General features: G+C 63.1%; 20 protein-coding genes. 10 read left to right on the top strand and 10 right to left on the bottom strand.

Annotated elements, in window-relative coordinates:
- Positions 1-39 precede the first annotated feature (39 nt).
- Together NKH29_RS18275 and NKH29_RS18270 are read right to left on the bottom strand one after the other, a co-directional pair.
- On the bottom strand, positions 40-1161 hold the full coding sequence (locus NKH29_RS18275) for a branched-chain amino acid ABC transporter substrate-binding protein (protein ID WP_023718365.1): 1122 nt from the start codon (positions 1159-1161) through the stop codon (positions 40-42).
- Positions 1162-1540: 379 nt separating this feature from the next.
- On the bottom strand, positions 1541-1807 hold the full coding sequence (locus tag NKH29_RS18270; RefSeq protein ID WP_010915070.1) for an SEL1-like repeat protein: 267 nt from the start codon (positions 1805-1807) through the stop codon (positions 1541-1543).
- Between the two features lie 456 nt (positions 1808-2263).
- Between NKH29_RS18270 and NKH29_RS18265 the strand changes: the two genes are divergently transcribed.
- The 5 genes from NKH29_RS18265 (at position 2264) to NKH29_RS18245 (ending at position 5898) form a co-directional block, all read left to right on the top strand.
- Positions 2264-2608 carry a DUF2147 domain-containing protein gene (locus NKH29_RS18265; protein WP_023718366.1) on the top strand — a complete coding sequence of 115 codons (345 nt, stop codon included), beginning with the start codon at positions 2264-2266 and terminating at the stop codon, positions 2606-2608.
- Between the two features lie 208 nt (positions 2609-2816).
- The gene (locus NKH29_RS18260) at positions 2817-2969 is read left to right on the top strand and encodes a hypothetical protein (protein WP_023718367.1); all 153 of its coding nucleotides are present in this window, start codon (positions 2817-2819) and stop codon (positions 2967-2969) included.
- A gap of 31 nt (positions 2970-3000) precedes the next feature.
- Positions 3001-3195 (top strand): hypothetical protein, encoded by a 195-nt coding sequence (locus tag NKH29_RS18255; RefSeq protein WP_352494833.1) that lies wholly within the window; start codon positions 3001-3003, stop codon positions 3193-3195.
- An 83-nt stretch (positions 3196-3278) separates the two neighbouring features.
- Positions 3279-4781: an AMP nucleosidase gene (locus NKH29_RS18250; RefSeq protein WP_352494832.1), complete on the top strand. Its 1503-nt coding sequence runs from the start codon at positions 3279-3281 to the stop codon at positions 4779-4781.
- Positions 4782-4860: 79 nt separating this feature from the next.
- Complete coding sequence (locus NKH29_RS18245; protein WP_353000232.1) at positions 4861-5898, top strand: endonuclease/exonuclease/phosphatase family protein; 1038 nt, start codon at positions 4861-4863, stop codon at positions 5896-5898.
- Between the two features lie 31 nt (positions 5899-5929).
- On the opposite strand, the gene NKH29_RS18240 is transcribed toward NKH29_RS18245, so the two are convergent.
- From NKH29_RS18240 to NKH29_RS18230, 3 genes are all read right to left on the bottom strand, one after another.
- A complete protein-coding gene (locus tag NKH29_RS18240; RefSeq protein WP_352856751.1) occupies positions 5930-6526 on the bottom strand; it encodes a DUF922 domain-containing protein in 597 nt (198 codons plus the stop codon).
- 110 nt (positions 6527-6636) lie between these two features.
- A complete protein-coding gene (locus NKH29_RS18235) occupies positions 6637-8316 on the bottom strand; it encodes an electron transfer flavoprotein-ubiquinone oxidoreductase (RefSeq protein ID WP_352588722.1) in 1680 nt (559 codons plus the stop codon).
- 106 nt (positions 8317-8422) lie between these two features.
- A complete protein-coding gene (locus NKH29_RS18230) occupies positions 8423-8605 on the bottom strand; it encodes a hypothetical protein (RefSeq protein ID WP_198030476.1) in 183 nt (60 codons plus the stop codon).
- On the opposite strand from NKH29_RS18230, the gene NKH29_RS18225 reads away from it, so the two are divergent.
- From NKH29_RS18225 to NKH29_RS18215, 3 genes are all read left to right on the top strand, one after another.
- The gene (locus NKH29_RS18225) at positions 8556-9200 is read left to right on the top strand and encodes a hypothetical protein (RefSeq protein ID WP_023718372.1); all 645 of its coding nucleotides are present in this window, start codon (positions 8556-8558) and stop codon (positions 9198-9200) included. The two genes, NKH29_RS18230 and NKH29_RS18225, sit on opposite strands and share 50 nt — an antisense overlap.
- 37 nt (positions 9201-9237) lie before the next feature.
- Complete coding sequence (locus NKH29_RS18220) at positions 9238-10119, top strand: uracil-DNA glycosylase (RefSeq protein WP_023718373.1); 882 nt, start codon at positions 9238-9240, stop codon at positions 10117-10119.
- 105 nt (positions 10120-10224) lie between these two features.
- The gene (locus NKH29_RS18215) at positions 10225-11043 is read left to right on the top strand and encodes a helix-turn-helix domain-containing protein (protein WP_352481886.1); all 819 of its coding nucleotides are present in this window, start codon (positions 10225-10227) and stop codon (positions 11041-11043) included.
- Here the strand turns inward: NKH29_RS18215 and NKH29_RS18210 are convergent, their stop codons facing one another.
- Both NKH29_RS18210 and NKH29_RS18205 read right to left on the bottom strand, forming a co-directional pair.
- The gene (locus tag NKH29_RS18210) at positions 11044-12021 is read right to left on the bottom strand and encodes a DMT family transporter (protein ID WP_502911278.1); all 978 of its coding nucleotides are present in this window, start codon (positions 12019-12021) and stop codon (positions 11044-11046) included.
- A complete protein-coding gene (locus NKH29_RS18205; RefSeq protein WP_023718376.1) occupies positions 12018-12233 on the bottom strand; it encodes a hypothetical protein in 216 nt (71 codons plus the stop codon). Before NKH29_RS18205 ends, NKH29_RS18210 begins: the two co-directional genes overlap by 4 nt.
- A 154-nt stretch (positions 12234-12387) precedes the next feature.
- Here NKH29_RS18205 and pepN point away from each other — a divergent pair, with 154 nt between their 5' ends.
- Positions 12388-15033 (top strand): aminopeptidase N, encoded by a 2646-nt coding sequence (pepN, locus tag NKH29_RS18200; RefSeq protein ID WP_352481888.1) that lies wholly within the window; start codon positions 12388-12390, stop codon positions 15031-15033.
- A gap of 181 nt (positions 15034-15214) precedes the next feature.
- Complete coding sequence (locus NKH29_RS18195; protein ID WP_023718378.1) at positions 15215-17542, top strand: PAS domain-containing sensor histidine kinase; 2328 nt, start codon at positions 15215-15217, stop codon at positions 17540-17542.
- Positions 17543-17594: 52 nt separating this feature from the next.
- On the opposite strand, the gene NKH29_RS18190 is transcribed toward NKH29_RS18195, so the two are convergent.
- The 3 genes from NKH29_RS18190 to NKH29_RS18180 all read right to left on the bottom strand — a co-directional run bounded on the left by NKH29_RS18190 (position 17595) and on the right by NKH29_RS18180 (position 22646).
- Entirely contained in the window at positions 17595-18065 is a 471-nt protein-coding gene (locus NKH29_RS18190; protein WP_352481890.1) for an EF-hand domain-containing protein, read from the bottom strand.
- Between the two features lie 145 nt (positions 18066-18210).
- Entirely contained in the window at positions 18211-21177 is a 2967-nt protein-coding gene (locus NKH29_RS18185) for a bifunctional [glutamine synthetase] adenylyltransferase/[glutamine synthetase]-adenylyl-L-tyrosine phosphorylase (RefSeq protein WP_352788991.1), read from the bottom strand.
- Positions 21177-22646, bottom strand: a complete 1470-nt coding sequence (locus tag NKH29_RS18180) for a sensor histidine kinase (protein ID WP_352788993.1) — start codon at positions 22644-22646, stop codon at positions 21177-21179. Before NKH29_RS18180 ends, NKH29_RS18185 begins: the two co-directional genes overlap by 1 nt.
- Positions 22647-22650: the final 4 nt, after the last annotated feature.

Here is a 22650-nt window from a genome sequence, read left to right as displayed (position 1 = left end):
TGTTCGATTACACCAGCGCAGCTTGCGGCGCCGCGGCCATTACGGCTGGATCGGGGCGTATTTGCCGTCGTGCCACTGGTTGATGTCGTAGCTGGCGTTCTTGAGGTCGCCTTTCTCGTCGAAGGTGACCGGACCGACAACCGTGCTGATCGGCTGGCCGTTCTTCAACGCTTCAGCGACCTTGGCCGGGTCGTCGCTGCCGGCGCGCTTGATGCCTTCGGCGAAGGCCTGGATCACCGCATAGGAAAACAGCGTGAAGCCCTCCGGCACGAAGCCGCCGGCCTTGATCTTGGCGATGGCTTCCCTGGCTTCGGGCTTCGCCTGCGGATCCGATGGGAAGACGAACATGGTGCCTTCACCGGCCGGACCGGCAACCTGCCAGAATTCCGGCGAAGCGATCGAGTCCGGCATGATCAGCTGGAACTTGAGGTTCTGCTCCGCCGACTGGCGCAGGATGAGGCCCGCTTCGGGATGATAGCCGCCGAAATAGACGACATCAGCTTTCAGCTCCTTGAGCTTGGTAACAAGCGCGGAGTAGTCCTTCTCGCCGGCGTTGATGCCCTCGTAGAGGATCTCCTTGAGACCGTTCTGGTTCATCGTTGCCTTGACGGCATCGGCCACACCCTGCCCATAGGCGCTCTTGTCGTGCATGATGACGACGTTCTTGCCGGCATATTTCTTGGCGATCCATGGACCGATGAAAGCGCCCTGCGCATCGTCGCGCGTATAGAGGCGCATGATCGTCGGCCAGCCGGCCTTCGCCGCTGCGTCGGTCAGCACCGGGTTCGAGGAAGCCGGACTCATCATCAGCGCACCGGCTTCGGCGTAGACAGCGGAGGCCGGGATGCTGGAGCCCGAGCAGGCATGGCCATCGATGAACTTGACACCATTGGCGATGATGCGGTTCGCGACCGAAACTGCCTGCTTCGGATCGCACTGGTCATCCTCGATGTCGAGCTTGATCTGGCGGCCGTCGACGCCGCCCGCCGCGTTGATCGCGTCGGTGGCGGCTTGCGCGCCCTGCTTGAACTGGTCGCCGATGGTGGCAAGCTGACCGGTCATCGGTCCGACCACCGAAAAGGTGATGTCGTCGGCGAAGGCGACCGGCGCGGTCATCATCAGGCCAAATATGGCGGCGCTCAAGATACTGAATTTCTTCATGGTGACACAACTCCTCCACTCTCGCGCGACCGTCCCGGCCGCGCCTCTTCCAGAGTGGCGGGAGAATTTCATCCTTCACCGGAGCTGTCTAGGCGCATCGTCGGCACTCGATTGGGCCTGCAACACGCGGTCCCAAAGACAAAGCCGCGCCAGCCTTGTTCCGGCCGGTCGCGGCTTTTGCCATCGAGCTTCCCAACGCATCGGCGCCAGGAACCGCTCGCCTTCCCTGTCTATTGCACAGCTCGCTGCCGTGTTCTTGATCTTGTTAGCCCAGCCGTCTTGCGCGGCCTTGATTTTTCGGGCCTAACCGTCTGCGCGGCTTTGACCCGAAGCGTCCCTGTCGTGAACTCAGTACCCCGTGAAGTCGACGTTGACGAATTCAGTGCATCGTCATCCATTCGCGGGCTTCGCGGAGCGCCTTGGCGATCTCTACCTTCGACATGGCGGCCGACAATTCAGAGCGCAGTTCCGCGGCGCGGGCCGAACCCTTGATCGCGGCGATATTGAACCATTTGTGGGCGGCGACGACATCGGTCTCGCAATCGCGGCCGGTCGCATACATCATGCCCAACTCGAAAAGAATATCGGCCTGGGCAGTTGCCCCCATGGCGCCGAAGCCGGCTTCAAGCATTTCAAAACGTGCCATTTCAAATCCCCTGTTCTGGCTCCCGAGAGGTGTCTCCGTCTGTCCCTCGGTGTCCTTGACTACCTTCGGGGCGGCTCTCTTTCGATGCTTTCGAGAATGCCGCGGAGGCTTGAATCCGTCGTTAAATGGCGTGCTTAATTTGAGGAAAACAAAGCTAAAACAAGAGGTAAACGCGAAAATTCGTTAAGGATACAAAGCCAGCAATCGCGCCGGTTTGCACAAAATTTGAAGAAAACTTGCGAGGCGCGGATCAAGACTCCGCTAACCACGGAACACAAAGACGTGTGCGGCCCGTTTCATTTTTCGCCGGCGCGGCCGTTCGGGAGCGGGCAAAAACCCGCAACCCTTCCGTCGCGGCACCGCTTTTGTTTTTCCGAGAGCTGGACTAGCTTACGTTTGCGTAAGGGGCAGACGGCCGGGGCGGAGCCCGATTGACTTGCCTGAGGGAGGAGAGACATGTTTCGACAAGTGAGCCTGGCCCTCGCGGCCGCAATAACGATGACCGGCGCGGCATGGGCCGATCCGATCGAAGGCAATTGGAAAACGCAAGCCGGATCGACTGCCGCCATTTCGGGTGGCGGCGGGGCATTTTCGATTACGCTCAAATCCGGCAAATTTGCCGGCAAGAACATCGGTTCACTGAAGGTGGCCGGCGACAACAAATATGCCGGCACGATAACCGACCCGGAAACCGACAAGACCTATTCGGGCAAGGCGTCGCTTTCCGGCAGTTCGCTCAAGATGAGCGGCTGCGTGCTCGGCGGGCTGATCTGCAAGAGCCAGACCTGGCATAAGCTCTGATCGAGCCATTCCTGCCGGGATGAGCGGGGCCAGTTGGCCCCGTTTTCATGTTATCGGTCTCGCAGCCACGGCGTCGCCATCGGTCGCTGCTTTCAAGGCGGCCCGTCCAGAGATCATCAACCATTTTGAACCCCAGATGAACGCCGGCATCAGAGCTGGTTCAGCCGGGGCAAGGCATTGTCATGCGTGTTGAAGGAGACACCGCGCAATGCTTGCCCGCCGCTTCACCATCGTCTGCCTGCTGATGAGCCTGTTCGGCATGTTGTTCGCTGTCCTTGTCGCCGAAGCCGGCCGTCCGGCCCGCGCCTGGGACGTCGCCATTTCCTGCCGGCTCGGTTGCCCGAACCAGCTTCGCCACTGAACCCGACAGCGAGAATCTAGAAAACCACGCCATGACCCACCTCACCGCCAACGTCCTCAAGACCCTTCGGCTTCTGCCGCGGACGGCGCTCATCCTAATGCTTCTGGCGGCCCCGGTTCTGGCCGTACCGACGATGCGCGCCGATGCCGGTTCGACCATCGAGGCGCCTGCGCTGAGGAAGTCCGGTCTCGGCTTTGTGCTGCTGGTCAGCCTGCGGCGCGGTTGAATCGCAGGAAAGAAAACGCCCAACAGCGTTCTGAGACCGCCTTACCCCCTCCCAACCGCGCGCCCAACTCTCTATATTGGGTCATGGAAAAGCGAATCTATCCCCAAGCCATTGAATCGGTCGTCACGCCGGAGCCGTTTGGCCGACAGAGCTTCAACGACGCCAAGAAGGCGGTCGCCGCCCTGCAGGTGCTTTACGACCGCAATACCAAGTTCCTGCGCGATTCATTTGCCGCGCTCGCCGCGGGCGGCGACAACAACAAACGCTACCGGGCCTTCTATCCGGAGATCGGCGTCACCACGAGTTCGTTCACCCAGATCGACTCGCGGCAGGCCTATGGCCACATGCCGACGCCGGGGCATTTCTCGACCACCGTCACCCAGCCTGCCCTTTTCGAAAGCTATCTCACCGAACAGCTTCGGCTGATCATGCGCAACCACGGCGTTCCGGTCACGGTTTCGGAATCGACCACTCCCATCCCGCTGCATTTCGCCTTTCTCGAAGGCACGCATGTCGACGGCACTGCTGCCGAGCGCATTAAACGGCCGATCCGTGACCTGTTCGACGTGCCGGATCTCGACGGCACCGACGACCAGATCGCCAACGGCACGTTCGAAGTGGCATTGGGCGAGGCACGGCCGCTGGCACCGTTCACCGCGCAACGGATCGACTATTCGCTGCATCGGATGTCGCATTACACCGCGACCAGTCCCCAGCATTTCCAGAACTTCGTGCTGTTCACCAATTACCAGTTCTATATCGACGAATTCGTCGCCCGTGCACGCGATTTGATGGCCAATGGCGGTGACGGATACGTCGAGTTCGTCGAGCCGGGCAATATTGTGACCAAAGTCGGGGACAGCGCGCCCGGTGAGGGTGCCGCGCCGCCTCGCCTGCCGCAGATGCCGGCCTATCATCTGAAGAAGCCGAACCATGGCGGCATCACCATGGTCAATATTGGCGTTGGCCCTTCCAACGCCAAGACGATCACCGACCATATCGCGGTGCTCCGGCCGCATGCCTGGGTGATGCTCGGCCATTGCGCCGGTCTGCGCAACACGCAGGCGCTGGGGGATTATGTGCTGGCGCATGCGTATGTACGGGAAGACCATGTCCTCGACGACGACCTTCCGGTCTGGGTGCCGATTCCGCCGTTGGCTGAAATCCAGGTGGCGCTGCAGGAAGCGGTCGCCGAGGTCACCGGGCTTTCCGGCTACGACCTCAAGCGCATCATGCGCACCGGCACCGTCGCCACCATCGACAACCGCAATTGGGAGTTGCGCGACCAGCGCGGGCCGGTGCAGCGGCTGTCGCAGTCGCGGGCGATCGCGCTCGATATGGAATCGGCGACGATCGCCGCCAACGGCTTTCGCTTCCGGGTGCCCTATGGCACGCTGCTTTGCGTCTCCGACAAGCCCCTGCATGGCGAATTGAAGCTGCCTGGCATGGCGACCGAATTCTACAAGCGGCAAGTCGCGCAGCATTTGACCATCGGCATCAGGGCGATGGAGAAGCTGGCCGAAATGCCGATGGAGCGGCTGCATTCGCGCAAGCTCAGGAGCTTTTCGGAAACTGCCTTCCAGTAAGTGCCGATCGCATTTGTCGGTCCAGGTCAGGACATTTCGTCATCTTGATTGAACCGCATTTCTGCCGATAGACAAAGCGATGGCACGTGTTCGAGACATGACGGTTGCGCTGGCGTTCGTCGCAATGCTTGCACTCTCGGTCGCGCTGGTGGCCGGGTTCTTCGGATCGCTGCATCCGGCCTTCGATTCCTTTGCTCATTTCCGCGTTCATTTTGCCGTCTTGATGGCGCTTTGCGCGCTGCCGCTGCTCGCCACCTCGTTTCGCCTGCAGGCCGCCGCCGCATTGCTGTTTGCGGTGGCCGCCTTTGCCACCACGTCGAATGCCTTGCCGCTTTCGCGGCTATGGCAGGTGCAGGCCGCCTACGAAGCCAGGCCCCGGGGCGAGGCGGACTACCGCCTGCTGCAGATGAACCTCAGGTTCAACAATCCAACGCCTGAGAAGGTGCTGTCGCTGATCGGTCGGACCCAGCCTGATGTGATCACCCTCGATGAGGTGTCCGAAATGTGGAAGGCAAAGCTTGGGCTGCTGTCCGGCGCTTATCCCTACCGGATCCTCTGCCCGTATCCCAATGGCGTGTTCGGCGTTGCGCTGCTGTCCAGACGACCGTTTGCCGCGGGCACAGAGCCGCACTGCGACAGCCGCGGCGCGATGGCAATCGCTACGGTCGATTTCGGCGGAACCGACGTCGATGTCGCCGCCATCCACCTCACCTGGCCATGGCCGCACAACCAATCACGGCAGATTGACGGACTGTCGAACGAAATCGTCTCGCTTGGCGAGACGTCGATCCTGGCGGGCGACTGCAACGCAGCGCCATGGAGCGCCGCTGTCCGGCGCGTCGCATCGCTTGGCAAGCTGACTGTAATGCCATCGGTCGGGCCGACCTGGCTCTACAGAAAGCTGCCGGATTTCCTGCGCTTCGCCGGACTGCCGATCGACCAGGTTTTCAGCAAGGGCGCTATCGCCATCCGTTCGGCGTCGACCCTTGGGGACACCGGCTCAGACCATCTGCCGGTGCTGGTGGAATTTTCGCTGCGCTCGGGTGGACAAGAGCCGCTCGACGAGCACCAGACGGCGACCGCATTTGCGGCGCTGCCTGGCGGGGCCCGAAGCTGAAAATCCGCAGTCCAATCTCTACCCTGGCTTATTATTGGCCCACAAAAGCGCGGATGAGGTGCTCGACGGGGCCGCCGTCGCGATGCTCGCGCGCATCGAAGGCCTTCTGCTTTGCTTCATATTCGGCATAGATGGCATTGATCCGGCGCTTTGCCTCGCGACGTGCCTCGAAACAGTGCGGGTCATCATCGACTGTCAGCCCTCGAACCGACTTTTCGGTGGCCCGCATCATCTGTCTGGCGATGCGGCCATGGGTCTCTTCATGGGCGCGGACGCCAGCGAAGAACCGCTTCCACCGCTTCTGCAGTGCCGGCGACGTGGCTGAGGCCAGTTTGGGATAGGTATAGAAGAGATTGAGCGTCCCGTTGGCCTGGCGCAGGCGGCAGACGCCGTTTTCCGTATAGGCGTCGAAGGTCCAATCATCGACGCTGTAGCCGGTCTGCGCGATGGCGTGGGTCATGAAGCCGTGCTTCGGCCCACTGCGATCCATGGCCTCGATCAGGGCCGCGCCGGTGGTTCCGGCAATGTTATAAGTTCGTGTCTTGACCAATACTTTAGTGTCGGCCAAGGCTAAAGGGGTGCACAACGCCCCGATCGCCACAGCGCTCGTCAGAACTGCCAGACGCATTTTCCTTCCTCCCTGTCGTCACAGAAAGGAAACACAGGCAGGCGGTCTATTCAACAATCCTATGGTTGCGCTGCTCCTCATCTTGTTTGGTCCGGAGCAAACCTTGTGACTTACATGTTCTGGTAGACCGGGCCCTCGCCGCCCTGTGGCGGCACCCAATTTATGTTCTGGTTCGGGTCCTTGATATCGCAAGTCTTGCAGTGCACACAGTTCTGCGCGTTGATGACGAAGCGCACATCCTTGGCCGCAGGATCGGCGGCGGCATTGCCGTCCTTGTCGACCCATTCGTAGACGCTAGCCGGGCAGTAACGCGTCGAGGGCCCGGCATAGACGTCATGTTCGGAGCGCTTCTGCAGGTCCATGTCGGCGACGAGCAGATGGACCGGCTCGTTTTCCTCGTGGTTGGTGTTGGACAGGAACACCGACGACAGCCGGTCGAAGGTCAGCACCCCGTCCGGCTTCGGGTAGGCGATCTTCTGGTGCGCGGCGGCCGGTTCCAGCGTGGCGTAGTCAGCCTTGCCGTGCTTCATCGTGCCGAAGGGCGAGAAGCCGAACAGCGTGTTCAGCCACATGTCGAGCCCGCCAAGGCCGACGCCGACAATGGTGCCGAAGCGCGACCACAGCGGCTTGACGTTGCGCACTTTCTTCAGGTCCTTGCCGATATCGGTGGCGCGCCAGGCGGCCTCATAGGAGGCCAGTTCGTCATTGGCGCGGCCGGCGGCTATCGCATCACAGACATGCTCGGCGGCCAGCATTCCGGAGAGCACGGCATTGTGCGAGCCCTTGATGCGCGGCACGTTGACGAAGCCGGCCGCGCAGCCGATCAGCGCACCGCCGGGGAAGGACAGTTTCGGCACCGACTGCCAGCCACCTTCGGTGATGGCGCGGGCACCATAGCCCAGCCGCTTGGCGCCCTCGAAGGTGCCGCGGATCGCCGGATGGGTCTTGAAGCGTTGGAACTCGTCAAAGGGCGACAGATAGGGGTTCTTGTAGTTCAGGTGAACGACGAAGCCGACTGCCACCTGATTGTCCTCGAGATGGTAGAGAAAGGAGCCGCCGCCGGTCTTCATATCGAGCGGCCAGCCGAAGGAATGCTGGACAAGGCCCGGCCGGTGGTTTTCCGGTTTGACCTGCCAGAGTTCCTTGAGGCCGATGCCGTATTTTCCGGGCTCACGACCGTCGGAAAGGTGATATTTGGCGATCAGTTGCTTGGCCAGCGAGCCGCGCGCGCCCTCGCCGATCAAGACATATTTGCCCATCAGCGCCATGCCCGGCGCAAAGCCCGGGCCGTGCGTGCCGTCCTTCTCGACGCCCATGTCGCCGGTGACGACGCCGGTGACCGCACCGGCCTCGTTGTAGAGCAGGCCGACCGCGGCAAAGCCCGGATAGATCTCGACGCCCAGCGCCTCGGCCTTTGTCGCCAGCCAGCGGCAGACATTGCCGAGCGAGACGACATAGTTGCCGTGATTGTTCATCAGCGGCGGCATCAGGATATTGGGCAGACGGAACGAACCGGCGGGGCCGAGAACCAAGAAATGGTCGTCGGTGACCGGTGTCCTGAAGGGATGACCCTCCTCTTCGCGCCAACCCGGCAACAGCCGGTCGATGCCGATCGGATCGACGACGGCGCCGGACAGGATGTGCGCGCCGACTTCGCCGCCCTTTTCCAGCACGACAACGGAAAGCTCGGGATTGACCTGCTTGAGACGGATCGCGGCGGCGAGGCCGGCCGGGCCGGCGCCGACGATGACCACGTCGAATTCCATGCTTTCGCGTTCGATATCGCTCATCGACCCCTCACTGGCTCGCTATTCCCGGCATCTTGCTGGCTCACGCGCTGCATAGCGCATCAAATAGCGACGGGAAACCGGCGCGGACGTGACAATACCGATTTCGTCAAAAAGTCGCGTCCTGCCGCACAGATTCGCGGTGGCGAGCACCAATCTTCAATCCTATTCCGTTTGTAGAGATATGTCGCACTGATGTTTTTAATTGTTCGACGGCTTGCTTATCGGCCATACTTCCCGCCATGCGCATATTCGGGCCGGCTGGCTTTTCATCGACGCGCTTTTTTTTCACGCCCGGCCGGATTTGCCGTGCGGCGTTCTTGGCGCTTCTGCCGCTGGCGGCCGTTGATGCCCGCGCCGACCCACGACTGGTCTGGGCGACCGGCGCCTACTCCTTTTCCGACGAGCGCGGCGGCTTCCGCATCACCGGGGCTTCGGGCGTCGGCACGAAGGAGGATCCGCTCGTCATCACCGAAGAGCTGAATTCAGCGACGCCGGTAACGCTAGCCATTCGCACGACCAAGCCGATCCAGCCGTTCGGCAAGGCTGGAGACTTCGCCAATGGGCTGATGTACATGCGCATCGACGTGCTCAACAATAGCGGCCAGGCCTGGGTCGAGTTCCAGTTCGAACTCCAGGAGATCCTCGACCAGCCGAGCGTGTTCGGCGACGGCCTGTCGTTCGACCAGCGCAACAAAACGCCCGAAAATATCTGGTCGAGCAGCTACGCCGATTTCGACCGCAATTTCGAACCGTATGACCGCCTGCTGTTCAAGAACGGCAAGATCGACCCGCTGAAGACCGCCAGCTTCTATTTCCTGATCACCGACTATACGCCGCGCTGGACGTTCTATCTGGTGCAGGATCCGCGCATACCGTCGAGCTGAACTTGCAAATTCAAGCTCCGCGGCCGAATGTGAAACCATGACTGCCGCCCCCCACAATAACCGAGCCGATCTCGCCGAGCTGCTGGCCTTCTACGCCAGCGCTGGCGTCGATGAGGCACTTGAAGAACAGCCGGTAAACAGGTTTGCAGAAGCCAGGCCGCCGGAGCGGGTACCCGCGGCGGCCGCTCTGCCGGCCGGTGAAAATGCGGCGCCGCAACGCTCGACGAGCGTGTCGCGCGCCGAAATGGGCGAGAGACCGAACACGGCACCGGTAGTGCGAACGCCTCCGGCCACCGCAACGGTGCCCGACGAGGCGCAGGCGGCGTTGGCGCGGCAACTGGCGAGGTCGGCGGCAAACCTCGACGAGCTTCGCCAGCACATGGCGGCATTCGACGGCTGCAATCTCAAATTCACGGCCAAGAACCTGGTGTTCGCCGACGGCAATCCGACTGCCGAGGTGATGCTGGTCGGCGAAGCGCCGGGCCGCGACGAGGACATAGAGGGCCTGCCGTTCGTCGGCCGCTCTGGCCGGCTGCTCGACCACATCCTGGCCGCGATCGGTCTTGATCGAAATTCAGTCTACATCGCCAATGTCATTCCCTGGCGGCCACCGGGCAATCGCACGCCGACGCCGCACGAGACCGAGATATGCCGGCCGTTCATCGAACGGCAGATCGAGTTGGTTGCTCCGAAAGTGCTGGTCAATCTCGGCGGCCCGTCGGCAAAGACCCTGCTCAACACCTCCGAAGGCATATTGCGGCTGCGCGGCAACTGGCGCGTCCACACGACCCCATCCGGCGTCGCAATTCCCGCCATGCCGACCCTGCATCCGGCCTATCTCCTGAGGACGCCGGCGCACAAGAAGCTGGCGTGGCGGGATTTCCTCGAAGTGAAGGCGAAGTTGCGGGCGCTGAGTTGAGGTTCGCGCGCCTCTTCCTTCTCTCTGTGGTGGAGAAGGGAAAGACAGTGCCGATGACTTCCCAGGTAATTGAAATCCCTCTCCCACCGGCCTAGTCATCTCGTCATGACAGCAGTCCAGATTTCCGCCGGCAGTCTCATTCGCGAATGGCGTACACGCCGGCGCATGAGCCAGCTCGACCTCGCCATGGAGGCCGAGATCTCGCAGCGGCATCTGAGCTTCGTCGAAAGCGGCCGCGCCGCACCCTCGCGCGATATGGTGCTGCATCTGGCCGAGCAGCTTTCGATCCCGCTCAGGCAGCGCAACCAGCTGCTGCTGGCCGCCGGCTTTGCCCCGAGCTTCAGTGAGCGGCCGCTTGACGATGCCTCGATGGCGCCGGCGATGGCGGCGGTCGAGACCGTGCTCAAGGCGCACGAGCCGTTCCCGGCGCTTGCCGTCGACCGGCACTGGAACCTGGTGTCGGCGAACGCCGCCATAGGCCCGTTCCTCGCCAATGTCGCCGATGCCTCATTGCTGACGCCGCCGGTCAACGTGCTGCGCCTCAGCCTGCATCCGGGCGGCATCGCGCCGCGCATCGTCAACCTTGCGGAATGGCGGACGCATCTTCTGGAGCGGCTGAAGCAGCAGAACGATGCTACCGCCGATCCGGTGCTGGTCGAGCTCGAGCGCGAGCTTCGGGCCTATCCGTCCGGCCTCAAAGGCAGCCGGCCGGCGCCGGTCGAACCGAATGCGATTGTCCATCCGCTCAAGCTTGCCCATGGCGACGCGATGCTGTCGTTCATCAGCACCATCACCGTATTCGGCACGCCGCTCGACGTGACGTTGTCGGAGCTGGCGATCGAATCCTTTTTCCCGGCCGACGAGCAGACGCGGGCGGTGCTGGTGCGGCTGGCGAAAGGGCGGGCCGACGCGGCGAAAGGCTGATCACCCCTGTGGCGCGATCGCCTTGCGCGTGCGGGTGCGTTCGAGGCCGAGCTGGCGCTCACGCCAGATGATGAGAATGCCCGCTGCGACGACGATAATGCCGCCGACCAGCATGTTGATCGTGGCGACGTCGCCAAAGACCAGATAGCCGACCACGACGCCGAGGATCATCGAGGTGTATTCGAACGGTGCGACGACCGAAGCTTCGGCATGGCGATAGGCCGAGGTCATCAGGATCTGGCCGAGCCCGCCGCAAAAACCCGCGGCAATCAGAAGCCCCGCCTGCACTGGCGTCAGCGCCTGCCAGCCGAATGGCAGCGAAAGCAGCGCCATGACGCTCGCCGTCACAGAGAACCACAGCACGATGGTCGCCGTCCGCTCGCTCTGGATGAGGTTGCGCACCAGGAGCATGGCGATGGCCGAGATCGCCGCGGCCATGAGGGCGGCGATGACGCCGAGCACCTCCTGGTCGCCAAGGGCAGCGCCCGAGCCCAGCAGCGTCAGTTCCGGCCACGAGATGATCAGCACCCCGACCAGGCCGACGGCAACCGCGCTCCAGCGATAGATGCGGATGGCTTCGCCGAGGAAGATCGAACTGAACACCACGACCAGCAGCGGCTGCGCGTAGTTCAGCGTAATCGCCTCGGGCAGCGGCAGCCGCGTCAGCGCGAAGAAGCCGAGCCCCATGGCGCAAACCCCGACAACACCGCGCGCAATGTGGTTGAGCGGGCGCTTTGTCGAAAAGGCGGTGCCGAGTTTCCCCTGGAAGGCGAGGAAGGCGATGATCGGAAAGATGGCAAAGAAGGAGCGGAAAAAGACGATCTGGCCCGCCGGCACCGTGCCTGCCGCCTTGATGCAGGACGACATGCCGACGAAGACCGCCACCGATACGATCTTGAGCACGATCCCGGTTAGCGTGCTGTGTTCGCCGGCGTGGTCGCCGGCAGCAAGCACTGGCAAGTCCCGTTCGGCTGTCACGCCCCTTTTGCTTCCTGGATCGCCGCCAAGATGCGCGCCGGCGTTGCGGGCATGTCGATATGTCTGATGCCGTAGGCGCTATAGAGAGCGTCGGTCACCTCATTGAGCGCGGCACGCGTCGACCCGATCGTACTCGCCTCCCCGGCGCCCTTGAAGGCCTCGCGACGCAGCACCGAGGCGCCCATCCCGAATTTCGGCGTGACGACGGTCATGGAAGCCTCGCGATGATGCTTGGGAAATGATCGCCTGAAATAGACGTCGCTGCAGTTTTGTCGAGGGAGTGTTTCGTGTAAAGAGCGCAGACTTCAATTTATTTGGACCAGCGGACCCGCCCGCCACTCCCGGATCGACAGGAAAAATCAAGGAATGCGCACCGATACCGGCCAGGTCTTCAAGCTCGAAGACTATCGCCCCAGCGATTATCTCATTCCGGAAACCAGCCTGACTTTCCGCCTTTCACCTGAAGCAACGCATGTCACCGCCGTGCTGGCGGTCGAACGCCGCGACGGGATTGCGGCATCAGTGCCGCTGGTGCTCGATGGCGACGGGCTGACGCTCAGCAGCATCGCCATCGACGGCCAGGAAACGAGCCCTGCGGATTTTCTCGCCACGCCCGATCAACTGACAATCGTCAGCCCCCCTGCGGCAAGGCGCTTCCAACTGAGAATCGAAACCGTGCTGGCGCCGGCGCGGAACGAAGCGCTTATGGGCCTCTATCGCTCCAGCGACGTCTATTGCACGCAGTGCGAGGCCGAAGGCTTTCGCCGCATCACTTATTTCCTCGACCGCCCCGACATCCTGTCGGTCTATACGGTGCGCATCGAAGCTCAGCGCCGTGAGGCGCCGCTGCTTTTGTCCAACGGCAACCCGGCCGGCAGCGGCGAACTTGCCGGCGGCAGGCACTATGCGGTCTGGCACGACCCGTTCCCCAAGCCGTCCTATTTGTTTGCGCTGGTGGCGGGCGACCTCGGCAAGATCTCGGACAGTTTCGTTACCCTGTCTGGCCGCAACGTCGAGCTCGGAATCTATGTCGAACCGGGCAAGGAGAGGCTCGCCGGCTACGCCATGGATGCCTTGAAACGCTCGATGAAATGGGACGAGGAGGCGTTCGGCCGCGAATACGACCTCGATGTCTTCAACATCGTCGCCGTGTCCGACTTCAATATGGGCGCGATGGAGAACAAGGGTCTCAACATCTTCAACGACAAGTATGTGCTGGCCGACCAGGAAACCGCGACGGACGCCGATTTCGCCAATATCGAAGCCATCATTGCCCATGAGTATTTCCACAATTGGACAGGTAACAGAATCACTTGCCGCGACTGGTTCCAGCTTTGCCTGAAGGAAGGCCTGACCGTTTTCCGCGACCACGAATTCTCCGCCGATCAGCGCTCGCGCGCCGTCAAGCGCATCGCCGAGGTGCGTACGCTGCGCGCCCATCAGTTTCCCGAGGACCAGGGGCCGCTGGCGCATCCCGTGCGGCCGCGCCGCTACCGCGAGATCAACAATTTCTACACGGCGACGGTCTACGAAAAGGGCTCGGAAGTCGTGCGCATGATCCATACCATCCTCGGCGCCGAGACGTTCCGCGCCGGCATGGACCTGTACTTCGAACGTCACGACGGCCAGGCGGCGACGATCGAAGACTTCATCAAGGTGTTCGAAGACGTCTCCGGTCGCGACCTGTCGCAGTTTTCGCTGTGGTACCATCAGGCCGGTACGCCGAACCTGACCGTCAGTTCGGCATATAATCCGGCGGCGCGAGAATTCACGCTCGAAATCGAGCAGTCGGTGCCGCCAACACCGGCGGAAAGCCGCAAGCGGCTGATGCACATTCCGCTTGCCTTCGGCCTGGTTGGCGCCGGTGGCGAGGCGATAGCGCATAGCGGCGTCGAAGGGGCGAACGTCGAGGACAGTGTCATCCATATCCGCAAACGTCGCCATGTCGTCAGGTTTTCCGGGATTGCCGAGCGTCCGGCCATGTCGCTCAACCGTGGCTTTTCGGCGCCGGTGACGCTTTCGGTCGAGCAACGGCCCGACGACCAGTTTTTTCTGGCTGGCCATGACAGCGACGCCTTCTCGCGCTGGCAGGCGTTCAACACGCTTTTGACCGATGCCCTGATTGCAGCCTTCCGTCAGATCCTGGACCACAGGCAACCCGAGTTCAGCGCCCGGCTGACCGAGCTTGCGGGCAAGATAGCCGGCGACGAAGCACTCGAACCCGCCTATCGGGCATTGGCGCTGGCGCTGCCCGGCGAGGCCGATATCGCCCGCGACATTGGCAAGAACATCGACCCCGACGCCATTTTCGCGGCGCGCGAGGCGCTAGTGGTTGCGATCGCCGAGACCAACAGCGAGATATTCTCCAAACTTTACGATCGGCTCGCCGACAATGGTCCGTTCAGCCCGGATGCGACCAGTGCCGGGCGGCGTGCACTGCGCAATGTCCTGCTGGATTATCTCTGCTTGCTGCCGGGAGGCGCGGAACTCGCTGCCCGGCACTTCCAGTCGGCGACCAACATGACCGACCGGGCCGCGGCGTTGACCGTGCTTGCGCACCGTCACCACGGCTCACCGGAGGCGACCAAGGCGCTGGCCGATTTCGAGGCGAGATATGCAACCGATGCGCTGGTCATGGACAAATGGTTCCAGATCCAGGCCAGTGTGCCCGGCCCGCAAACCGTCGATGCGGTGCGCGCTTTGACCGGCCACCCGACGTTCTCGATGGCCAACCCGAACCGGGTGCGCTCACTCATCGGTACGTTTTCCAGCGCCAACCAGACCGGCTTCCATAGCGCCGACGGCGAGGGCTACCGGCTTTTCGTCGAAACGGTGCTGCAGGTGGAAAAGCGCAACCCGCAGGTGGCCGCCAGGCTGGCGACGGCGCTCAGGTCTTGGCGGTCGCTCGAACCGGTGCGGCAGGCCAAGGCAAGGGAGGCGCTGCTTTCGATCGCCAATGCAGAGAAGCTGTCGGCCGATTTGCGAGACATCGTCGAGCGCACGCTGGCCTGACAACGCGCCGGCTCACCACCACAATGGCGTCTCGCCCGAAAACCGCATTATTTTAGTCGATTTTTAATCTTTTTTCGCCGCGCCTCTGGACAAGGCGAATCACCTTTGATTCTTTACAGACGATTCGGAAGTGCGGCGTTGCCGGATCGTCAAGCAGATTGAAAATCGGGGAGTGCCATTTATGGCGAAGGCGGACGCGTGGGGCGCGCCCGGTGGGACGGCTTTTGAGCGACGCGAGGCGCGAAGCGACGGTCTCGCCGGCAATACGCGGCTCATCGCCGAACCTGCCTACCGACGGCTGCTGGCAGCCGAGCCGCTGTTGCGGCGATCGATACCGGCCCTCATCATCATCTTTCTGTTGATCATTGCAGTATTGCGCTTTCTGTCGCTGATGAACGAGCGCGACGAGATCGAGCGCGACGCCAAGGCGATCCTTGCGCTGGCCGCGGGCCAACTGGCCAGTTCGATCGCTGCCGACGCGACCATGGTTTCGACGCCCGGCGCGATCCAGGACCTGCTGGAGGGAACCGGCCGTCAGGGCGCGATGGGCCGAAGCCACGTACTGGCGATCACCGACAGCGCCTTCAAGATCATTGCCGTATCGCCGCAGTCGACGCACTGGGAGGGGCGATCGCTCGATGGCGTCGTGCAGGGCGGGCAGCCGCTGTTCATGTTCGGCGACCGCGCCGGGGTGATGGAGGTCAGCATCGGCGGACAGGACTGGTACGCGGCGGTGAGCCTGGCGAATGGCCGAAGGGGTGCCGCGGCAGCCTTTGTGCCGCAGGAGGCAGTTTTTGACACCTGGCGCAAGACGGTCTCGCTCAACGTCACGCTGTTTGTGCTGACGGCCGGCGTGCTGATCATTATCCTCTACGCCTATTTCGGCCAGGCGGCGCGCGCCCAGGCCGCCGACCGCATCTATCTCGAAGCCCACCAGCGCATCGACATGGCGCTGGTGCGCGGCCGCTGCGGCCTGTGGGACTGGGACATGGTGCGCGGCAAGATGTACTGGTCGCGCTCGATGTACGACATGCTGGGCTACGAGCCTTGCGACACGATGCTGTCGTTCGGCGAAGTCGACGAAATCATCCATCCCGAGGACGGCGATTTGTTTGAACTCGCCAACAGGATCGTCGGGCGCGAGATCGACCACATCGACCAGGTGTTCCGGATGCGTCATGCCGACGGGCAATGGGTCTGGATGCGGGCAAGAGCACAGGTTATCGACCCGGAAGCCCCGGAGATCCAGCTGATCGGCATCGCCGTCGACGTCACCGAGCAGCGGCACCTGGCGCTGCGCTCCGAAGCCGCGGACCTGCGCCTGAGGACAGCCATCGAAAACATCAACGAATCCTTCGTGCTGTGGGATTCGTCCGAGCGCCTGATCATGTGCAATTCCAAATACCAGCAGGATAACGGCCTGTCGGATCGCGACGTGATGCCGGGCGCCCCGCGCGCCGTGCTGGATGAACGCATGTTGGCGTTCGCCTCGGAGCGGCGGCTTGCCAATACCAACGGACCGCAGGGGGGCGTGACCTTCGAGCGCCAGCTTGCCGACGGCCGCTGGCTTCAGGTGAACGAATTGCGGACAAGGGACGGCGGCACCGTCTCGGTCGGCTCCGACATCACCCAGATCAAGCTGCACCAGGAGAAGCTGGTCGACAGCGAGCGCCGTTTGATGGCAACGATCCACGACCTCAGCCTTGCCCGTCGGGCGGAAGAAGAACGGGCCCGCGAACTCGTCGAGCTCAATCGCAAATACATGAAGGAAACCGAGCGGGCGGAAGCGGCGAACCGGGCCAAATCTGAATTCCTGGCCAATATGTCGCACGAGTTGCGCACGCCGCTCAACGCGATCATCGGCTTTTCGGAACTGATGGAACGGGGCCTGTTCGGGCCGCTGGGTTCGCCGCGCTACGAAGAGTATGCCACCGACATCAACGGCAGCGGCAAATATCTTCTCGGCGTCATCAACGATATCCTCGACATGTCGAAGATCGAGGCCGGCCAGTTCGCGCTGGATCAGGAACAAATCGATCTCTGCCCGCTGATCAGGGAAACGGTTCGCGTCGTTTCGCTGCAGGCGGCGGAAAAATCGATCACCGTCGAAACCCGCATCGCCGATTCGCTGACGCTGTTCGCCGACCGCAGGGCGATCAAGCAGATCCTCATCAATTTGTTATCGAATGCCGTGAAGTTCACCGGGCAAGGCGGCCACATCTCGGTCAGGGCCCGCAGCATTTCCAGCGCGCTGATCCTGACGATCGAGGACAATGGCTGCGGCATCCCGAAGGCGGCGCTGAGCAAGCTCGGGCGGCCGTTCGAACAGGTGCAAAACCAGTTCTCCAAGAGCCATGCCGGCTCCGGCCTCGGCCTCGCCATCTCGCGCTCGCTGGCCGAGCTTCAGGGTGGCGCGTTGAAGATCCGCTCGACCGAAAGCGTCGGCACGATCGTCTCGGTACGCATCCCGATCAAGAAAGCCACGCAGGCGGTCAAGGCCGCTGCCTGAAACGACAAAATAAGTCTCCGGCGGCTCGCGCCGCCGGAGAGGTTATTAATTCTCACTGCATGCCGTCATTGCCGTCGCCGCCCCATTGGTGGTGACGGCCGGGACCCTTCGGCAGTTCGTTCTTCTCGATCTTGCCGTCATTGTCGCGGTCGAGCATGGCGAACACCTTCTTCTGGCGGCTGGTGATGTCGTCGGCGGTCAGCGTGCCGTCGCCCTTGGTGTCGTAGCGGGCGATGATGCGCCTGGCCATCTGCTCGAAGCGTGCCTTCTCCAGCGCGTCGGCGAGCTGTGCCACGGTCAGCTTGCCGCCATTGTCGGCGACCATCTTCTTCAGCCGCGCGTTCATGGCGTCGGAGAACTGGTCGAAGGTGATGGTGCCGTCATTGTCCTTCATGACCTTACCGAGGCGCATCATCATGCCCTCGCGCGGCCCGGCGCCGGAGTGCTCGTCTGCATAGGCAGCGGTGCCGACGGCGCCGGCCAGGGCTGCGAAAACGAGTGCAAGTCTGGTCGTCTTTCTCATGGTCTTCTCCTGTTGCATCGTCACCCCCGATGCTAGAGCGGCAGATCTTCAATCCCCGCTCTATCTCCTTGTTTGAGCATCGGAAGCTCCCAAAGCAGGTCGCCACTTTTGGCTCCGATGCTCTCGCCCGTTCGGCCGATTGCCGTCACGGTTGTTTCGCACGAAGCAAAAGGTCAAAATCCTTTCTGACCTTCTGCGACGTCTCCTTGAGGTGCGCTTCAAGCACACCGAAATCCGGCAGGTCGGTGACCGCCAGAAGCAGATCCGAAAGCCCTGGCGGAACGTCGTCGCGTTCGAACGCGCCGGTAAGGCAAAGCCGTATTATCTGGGTCAGCGCCAGATAGAGCGAATAGGCATCCACCAGTTCCTGCCTGACCTGGGCGCTGGCGAAATCCGGCGCCAGGCGCGACAGGATGTCAGCCGTGCCGGTGGCCCTGCGGCCTGCCTCGATCTTTCCGGTAATCACCGCAACCTGGGCGATGAATTCGAGATCGATGAGGCCGCCCGGGATCAGCTTGATGTCCCAGGTATCGCGCGGCGGCTTCTCCTTGTCGACCATGGCGCGCATCTCGGATGCCTCGGCCATCACCTTGACTGGATCGCGCGGCAGAGCGAGCACTGCGGCAACTTCCCCTTCGACCTCGCGGCAGAGCTCGGCATCGCCGCCGATCGCGCGGGCTCGCGCCAGCGCCATGTGCTCCCATGTCCAGGCGTCCTGGCGCTGATACTTCTTGAAGGCGTCGACATGCGTGGCCACCGGCCCCTTGTTGCCGGACGGCCGAAGGCGAAGGTCGAGCTCGTAGAGCACGCCCTCGGCGGTCGGCGCGGAAACGGCGGCGATCAGCCGCTGCGTCAGCCGGCTGTAGTAATGCGACGGGGCAAGCGGCTTGTCGCCGTCGGACTCCTCGGCATCGGCGTCGTGATCGTAGAGCAGGATGAGGTCGACGTCGGAACCTGCCGTCAGTTCGCGGCTGCCGAGCTTGCCCATGCCGAGCAGTGCGACCCTGCCGCCGGCAATATAGCCATGACGCAGCGCGAATTCGGCCATCACCGCCTGCAATGCCGCTTCGATAGTCAGATCGGCGAGATCGGAAAAAGCGCGGCCGGCGCGCGGCGGATCGATCGACCCGGCAAGCAGCCTGACGCCGATCAGGAACTTTTGCTCCGAAGCAAAGATGCGCAGTCGGTCGAGCACGTCCTCATAGGCCCTGTCGCCTTCGAGGAAGGCGGCAAGACGCGCCGACAGATAGGCTCGGTTGGGCAGTTCACTGAGCAGCGCCGGATCGAGCAGGCCGTCGAAGACATGTGGCCGGCGCGTGATGATGGCGGCCAGCCGCGGTGCCGCGCCCATGATCGTCGCCATCAGCTTCAGCAAAGCCGGGTTCGACTGCAGCAGGGAAAACAGCTGGATGCCGGCAGGCAGGCCGGCAAGGAATTCGTCGAAGCGGATCACTGCCTCGTCCGCCCGCCGCGTCTGGCCGAAGGCTTGCAGCAGCGCCGGCGTCAGTTCGGTCAGCCGCTCGCGCGCTTCCGCCGACCGGGTGACGCGATACCGGCCGAAGTGCCAGCCGCGGATAACCCGGCAGATGTCGCTCGGCCGCTGGAAGCCGAGCCGCTTCAGGGTCTGCAAGGTGTCGGGATCGTCGACGTCGCCGGTAAAGACCAGATTGCCGATGCCTGCCGAAAGCTCCGGCGCGGTTTCGAACAGCGCTGCATAGTGGCGCTCGACCTGGTGCAGGGCCGCGCGAAACGCTTCGGCAAAGCCTGCCGCATCGGCAAAGCCCAGCATGCGGGCGACGCGCTCCAGCCCCTCTTCGTCCTCCGGCAGGATGTGCGTCTGCTGGTCGGCAACCATCTGGATGGCGTGCTCGACGCGGCGCAGGAACCAGTATTGCCTGGTGAGCGCATCGCGCGCATCGGCAGTGATCCAGCCACGCGCGGAGAGTTCGCCAAGCATCGGCACGGTCTCGCGGCCGCGCAGTTCGGGAAAGCGACCGCCGGCGATGAGCTGCTGGGTCTGGACGAAGAACTCGATCTCGCGGATGCCGCCGCGGCCGAGCTTGACGTTGTGGCCCTTGACCGCGACCTCGCCATGGCCCTTGTGGGCGTGGATCTGGCGCTTGATCGAATGGACGTCGGCGATCGCCGCATAGTCCATGTATTTGCGCCAGATATAGGGCTGCAGTTCCTTCAGGAACGCGGCGCCGGCGGCAAGATCGCCAGCCACCGGGCGCGCCTTGATCATGGCGGCGCGCTCCCAGTTCTGGCCGCGCGCCTCATAGTAGCGCAGCGCCGCCTCGACCGGGATCGCCAGCGGCGTCGAGCCGGGGTCGGGACGAAGCCTGAGATCGGTGCGGAAGACGTAACCGTGCTCGGTGCGGTCCTGGAGAATGCGGACCAGCCGGCGGGTCAGGCGCGAAAACAGCTCGGTGGCATCGAGCGGATCGACGACGGCAGGCGCATCGGGGTCGAAGAAGACGACGAGGTCGATGTCGGAGGAGAAGTTCAGCTCATGCGCACCGAGCTTGCCCATGCCGAGCAGGATCCAGCCCGAGCGTTGCGCCGGATTTTTCGGATCCGGCAAACTGAGCTTGCCTTGCTCATGCGCGTCGCGGAGCAGGAAATCGACGGCTGCACGCGTGCAGGCGTCGGCAAGGTCGCTCAGTCGCCGCACCGTCAGCGAAGTCTCGGCCTCGCCGGCGAGATCGGCCAAGGCGATCAGGAAATGCGCCTCCGCCTTGCATCGGCGCAGCTCCATCATCAGGCTGCCTTCGGAGACGGCCTCTGCGCGCGCTGCCTTGTCGACCGCGGCGCCGATCGATGACAGCCGCGCCTCGATGGTCTCGTCAAAAAGCGCATCGAGGATTCGCGGCCGGCGGCGCGCGGTATCGCGCAGGAACGGCGACAGGTCGAAAACGGCGGCGAGGAAATCCTGGACGACCCCCTTGCCGGCGAGAAATTTCGCCAGTCGCGGCAGTTCTTCCTGCCGCGCGGCGTCGGCGATCTCCGCCAATTCCTGCCTGGCGCGGCTTGCATCCAGCGGAACGAGCTTTACCGCCGGCTTCAAAAGCCAGTCCGTCTCGCGGCGTCGCGCTGCCATCCTCGCCACCATCAGCGATCCTCCCGCCCGGGAAAACTCATGACGACGGACAATCCGGGATTGCCGGGCAGAAGCTCAAGCCGTCCATTGTGGAACGTCATGATCGCCTTGGCGAGGCTCAAGCCAAGGCCGGAACCCGGCTGCGAGCGGCTCTTTTCCAGCCGCACGAAACGCTCGGTCACCCTGGCGCGGTCGACATCGTCGGGAATGCCCTGGCCGTTGTCGGAAACAGCAAGCCTGATCTCGCCATCGATACGCTCCAGCGTCACGCGAACCGTAGGCCTGGAGGTCGAGTCGGTCGAATATTTGATCGCGTTGTCGACGATATTGGACAGCGCCTGGCCGATCAGCTCGCGATTGCCGTTGACGGCGAAGGCACCCTGTACCGAGGTTTCGAGCGTCACACCCGCCTCTTCCGCCACAGGCTCGTAGAGTTCGACGACGTCGTGCACGGCAGCGGCTAGGTCGACCCTGGTGGTGCTTTCGGAGGAATAGCCGGCCTCCAGCCGTGAGATCATCAGGATGGCGTTGAAGGTCTTTATCAGCTGATCGGATTCGGCGATCGTTCCTTCCAGCGCCTGTCGGTAGTCGCTGGTGTTGTGCTTGCCGGAAAGCGTCGCTTCGGCGCGATTGCGCAGCCTGGTCAGCGGCGTTTTCAGGTCGTGGGCGATGTTGTCGGAGACCTGCTTCAGTCCCTCGTTCAGCGTGGCGATCCTGGCCAGCATGGAATTGAGGTTTTCCGACAGCCGGTCGAACTCGTCGCCGGCGCCGGTGACCGGCAGCCGGCCGGAAAGATCGCCGCCCATGATGCGGCGGCTCGCCTCCGACACACTGTCGATGCGCTTCAGCGCAGCGCGCCCGACGAAGAACCAGATCAGCAGCCCGCCGACGCCCATCATGCCGAGCGCCAGCATCAAGGCGCGGCGAATGACGGCGCGGAAGCGCTCCGGCTCGCCGAGGTCGCGGCCAACCAGCATGATCATCTGGTTGGGCAGGCGCAGCACCAGGGCGATGGCGTTGTGGCCTTTCTCGCCTTCGGCCTGGACCTCGTTCTGCGCGGGCTCGTTCGGGTCGGAGACCGGGTTGCGCTGCCGCTCGAGCTCGCCCTCGCCGAAGCGGCGGTAGGAGAACGGTTCGGTGGTCCAGCCCTCGGCCTCAATCACGCCCGGCTCCAGGCTCTGCACGTTGCCGGTCAGGATCTGGCCGTTGGCATCGGCGATCAGATAGAGATTGGCGCCGGGCTGGCGGGAGCGCTGCTCGACGACGCGGACCAGCACCGGCAGGCCGCCGCGCTGATAGGCGCGGGCAAGGCCGAGTACCTCGTCGTTGATCGTCTCCTGCGTCTGGGCAGTCAGCATGCGCGCCGAGAGCGAGGTCATGTACAAGACCAGCAGCACAGCGCACAGCGCAAAAAGCAGAAGATAAAGCGCTGAAAGCCGCGCTGCCGTCGTCCTCATGATGGCCGGCACGGAAAGGGCCATGAGG

The sequence above is a fragment of the Mesorhizobium sp. M1295 genome, from assembly GCF_040318135.1.
Taxonomy (GTDB): domain Bacteria; phylum Pseudomonadota; class Alphaproteobacteria; order Rhizobiales; family Rhizobiaceae; genus Mesorhizobium.
Note: the sequence above shows the minus strand (reverse complement) of the source record. Positions and strands in the feature narration are given on the sequence as shown.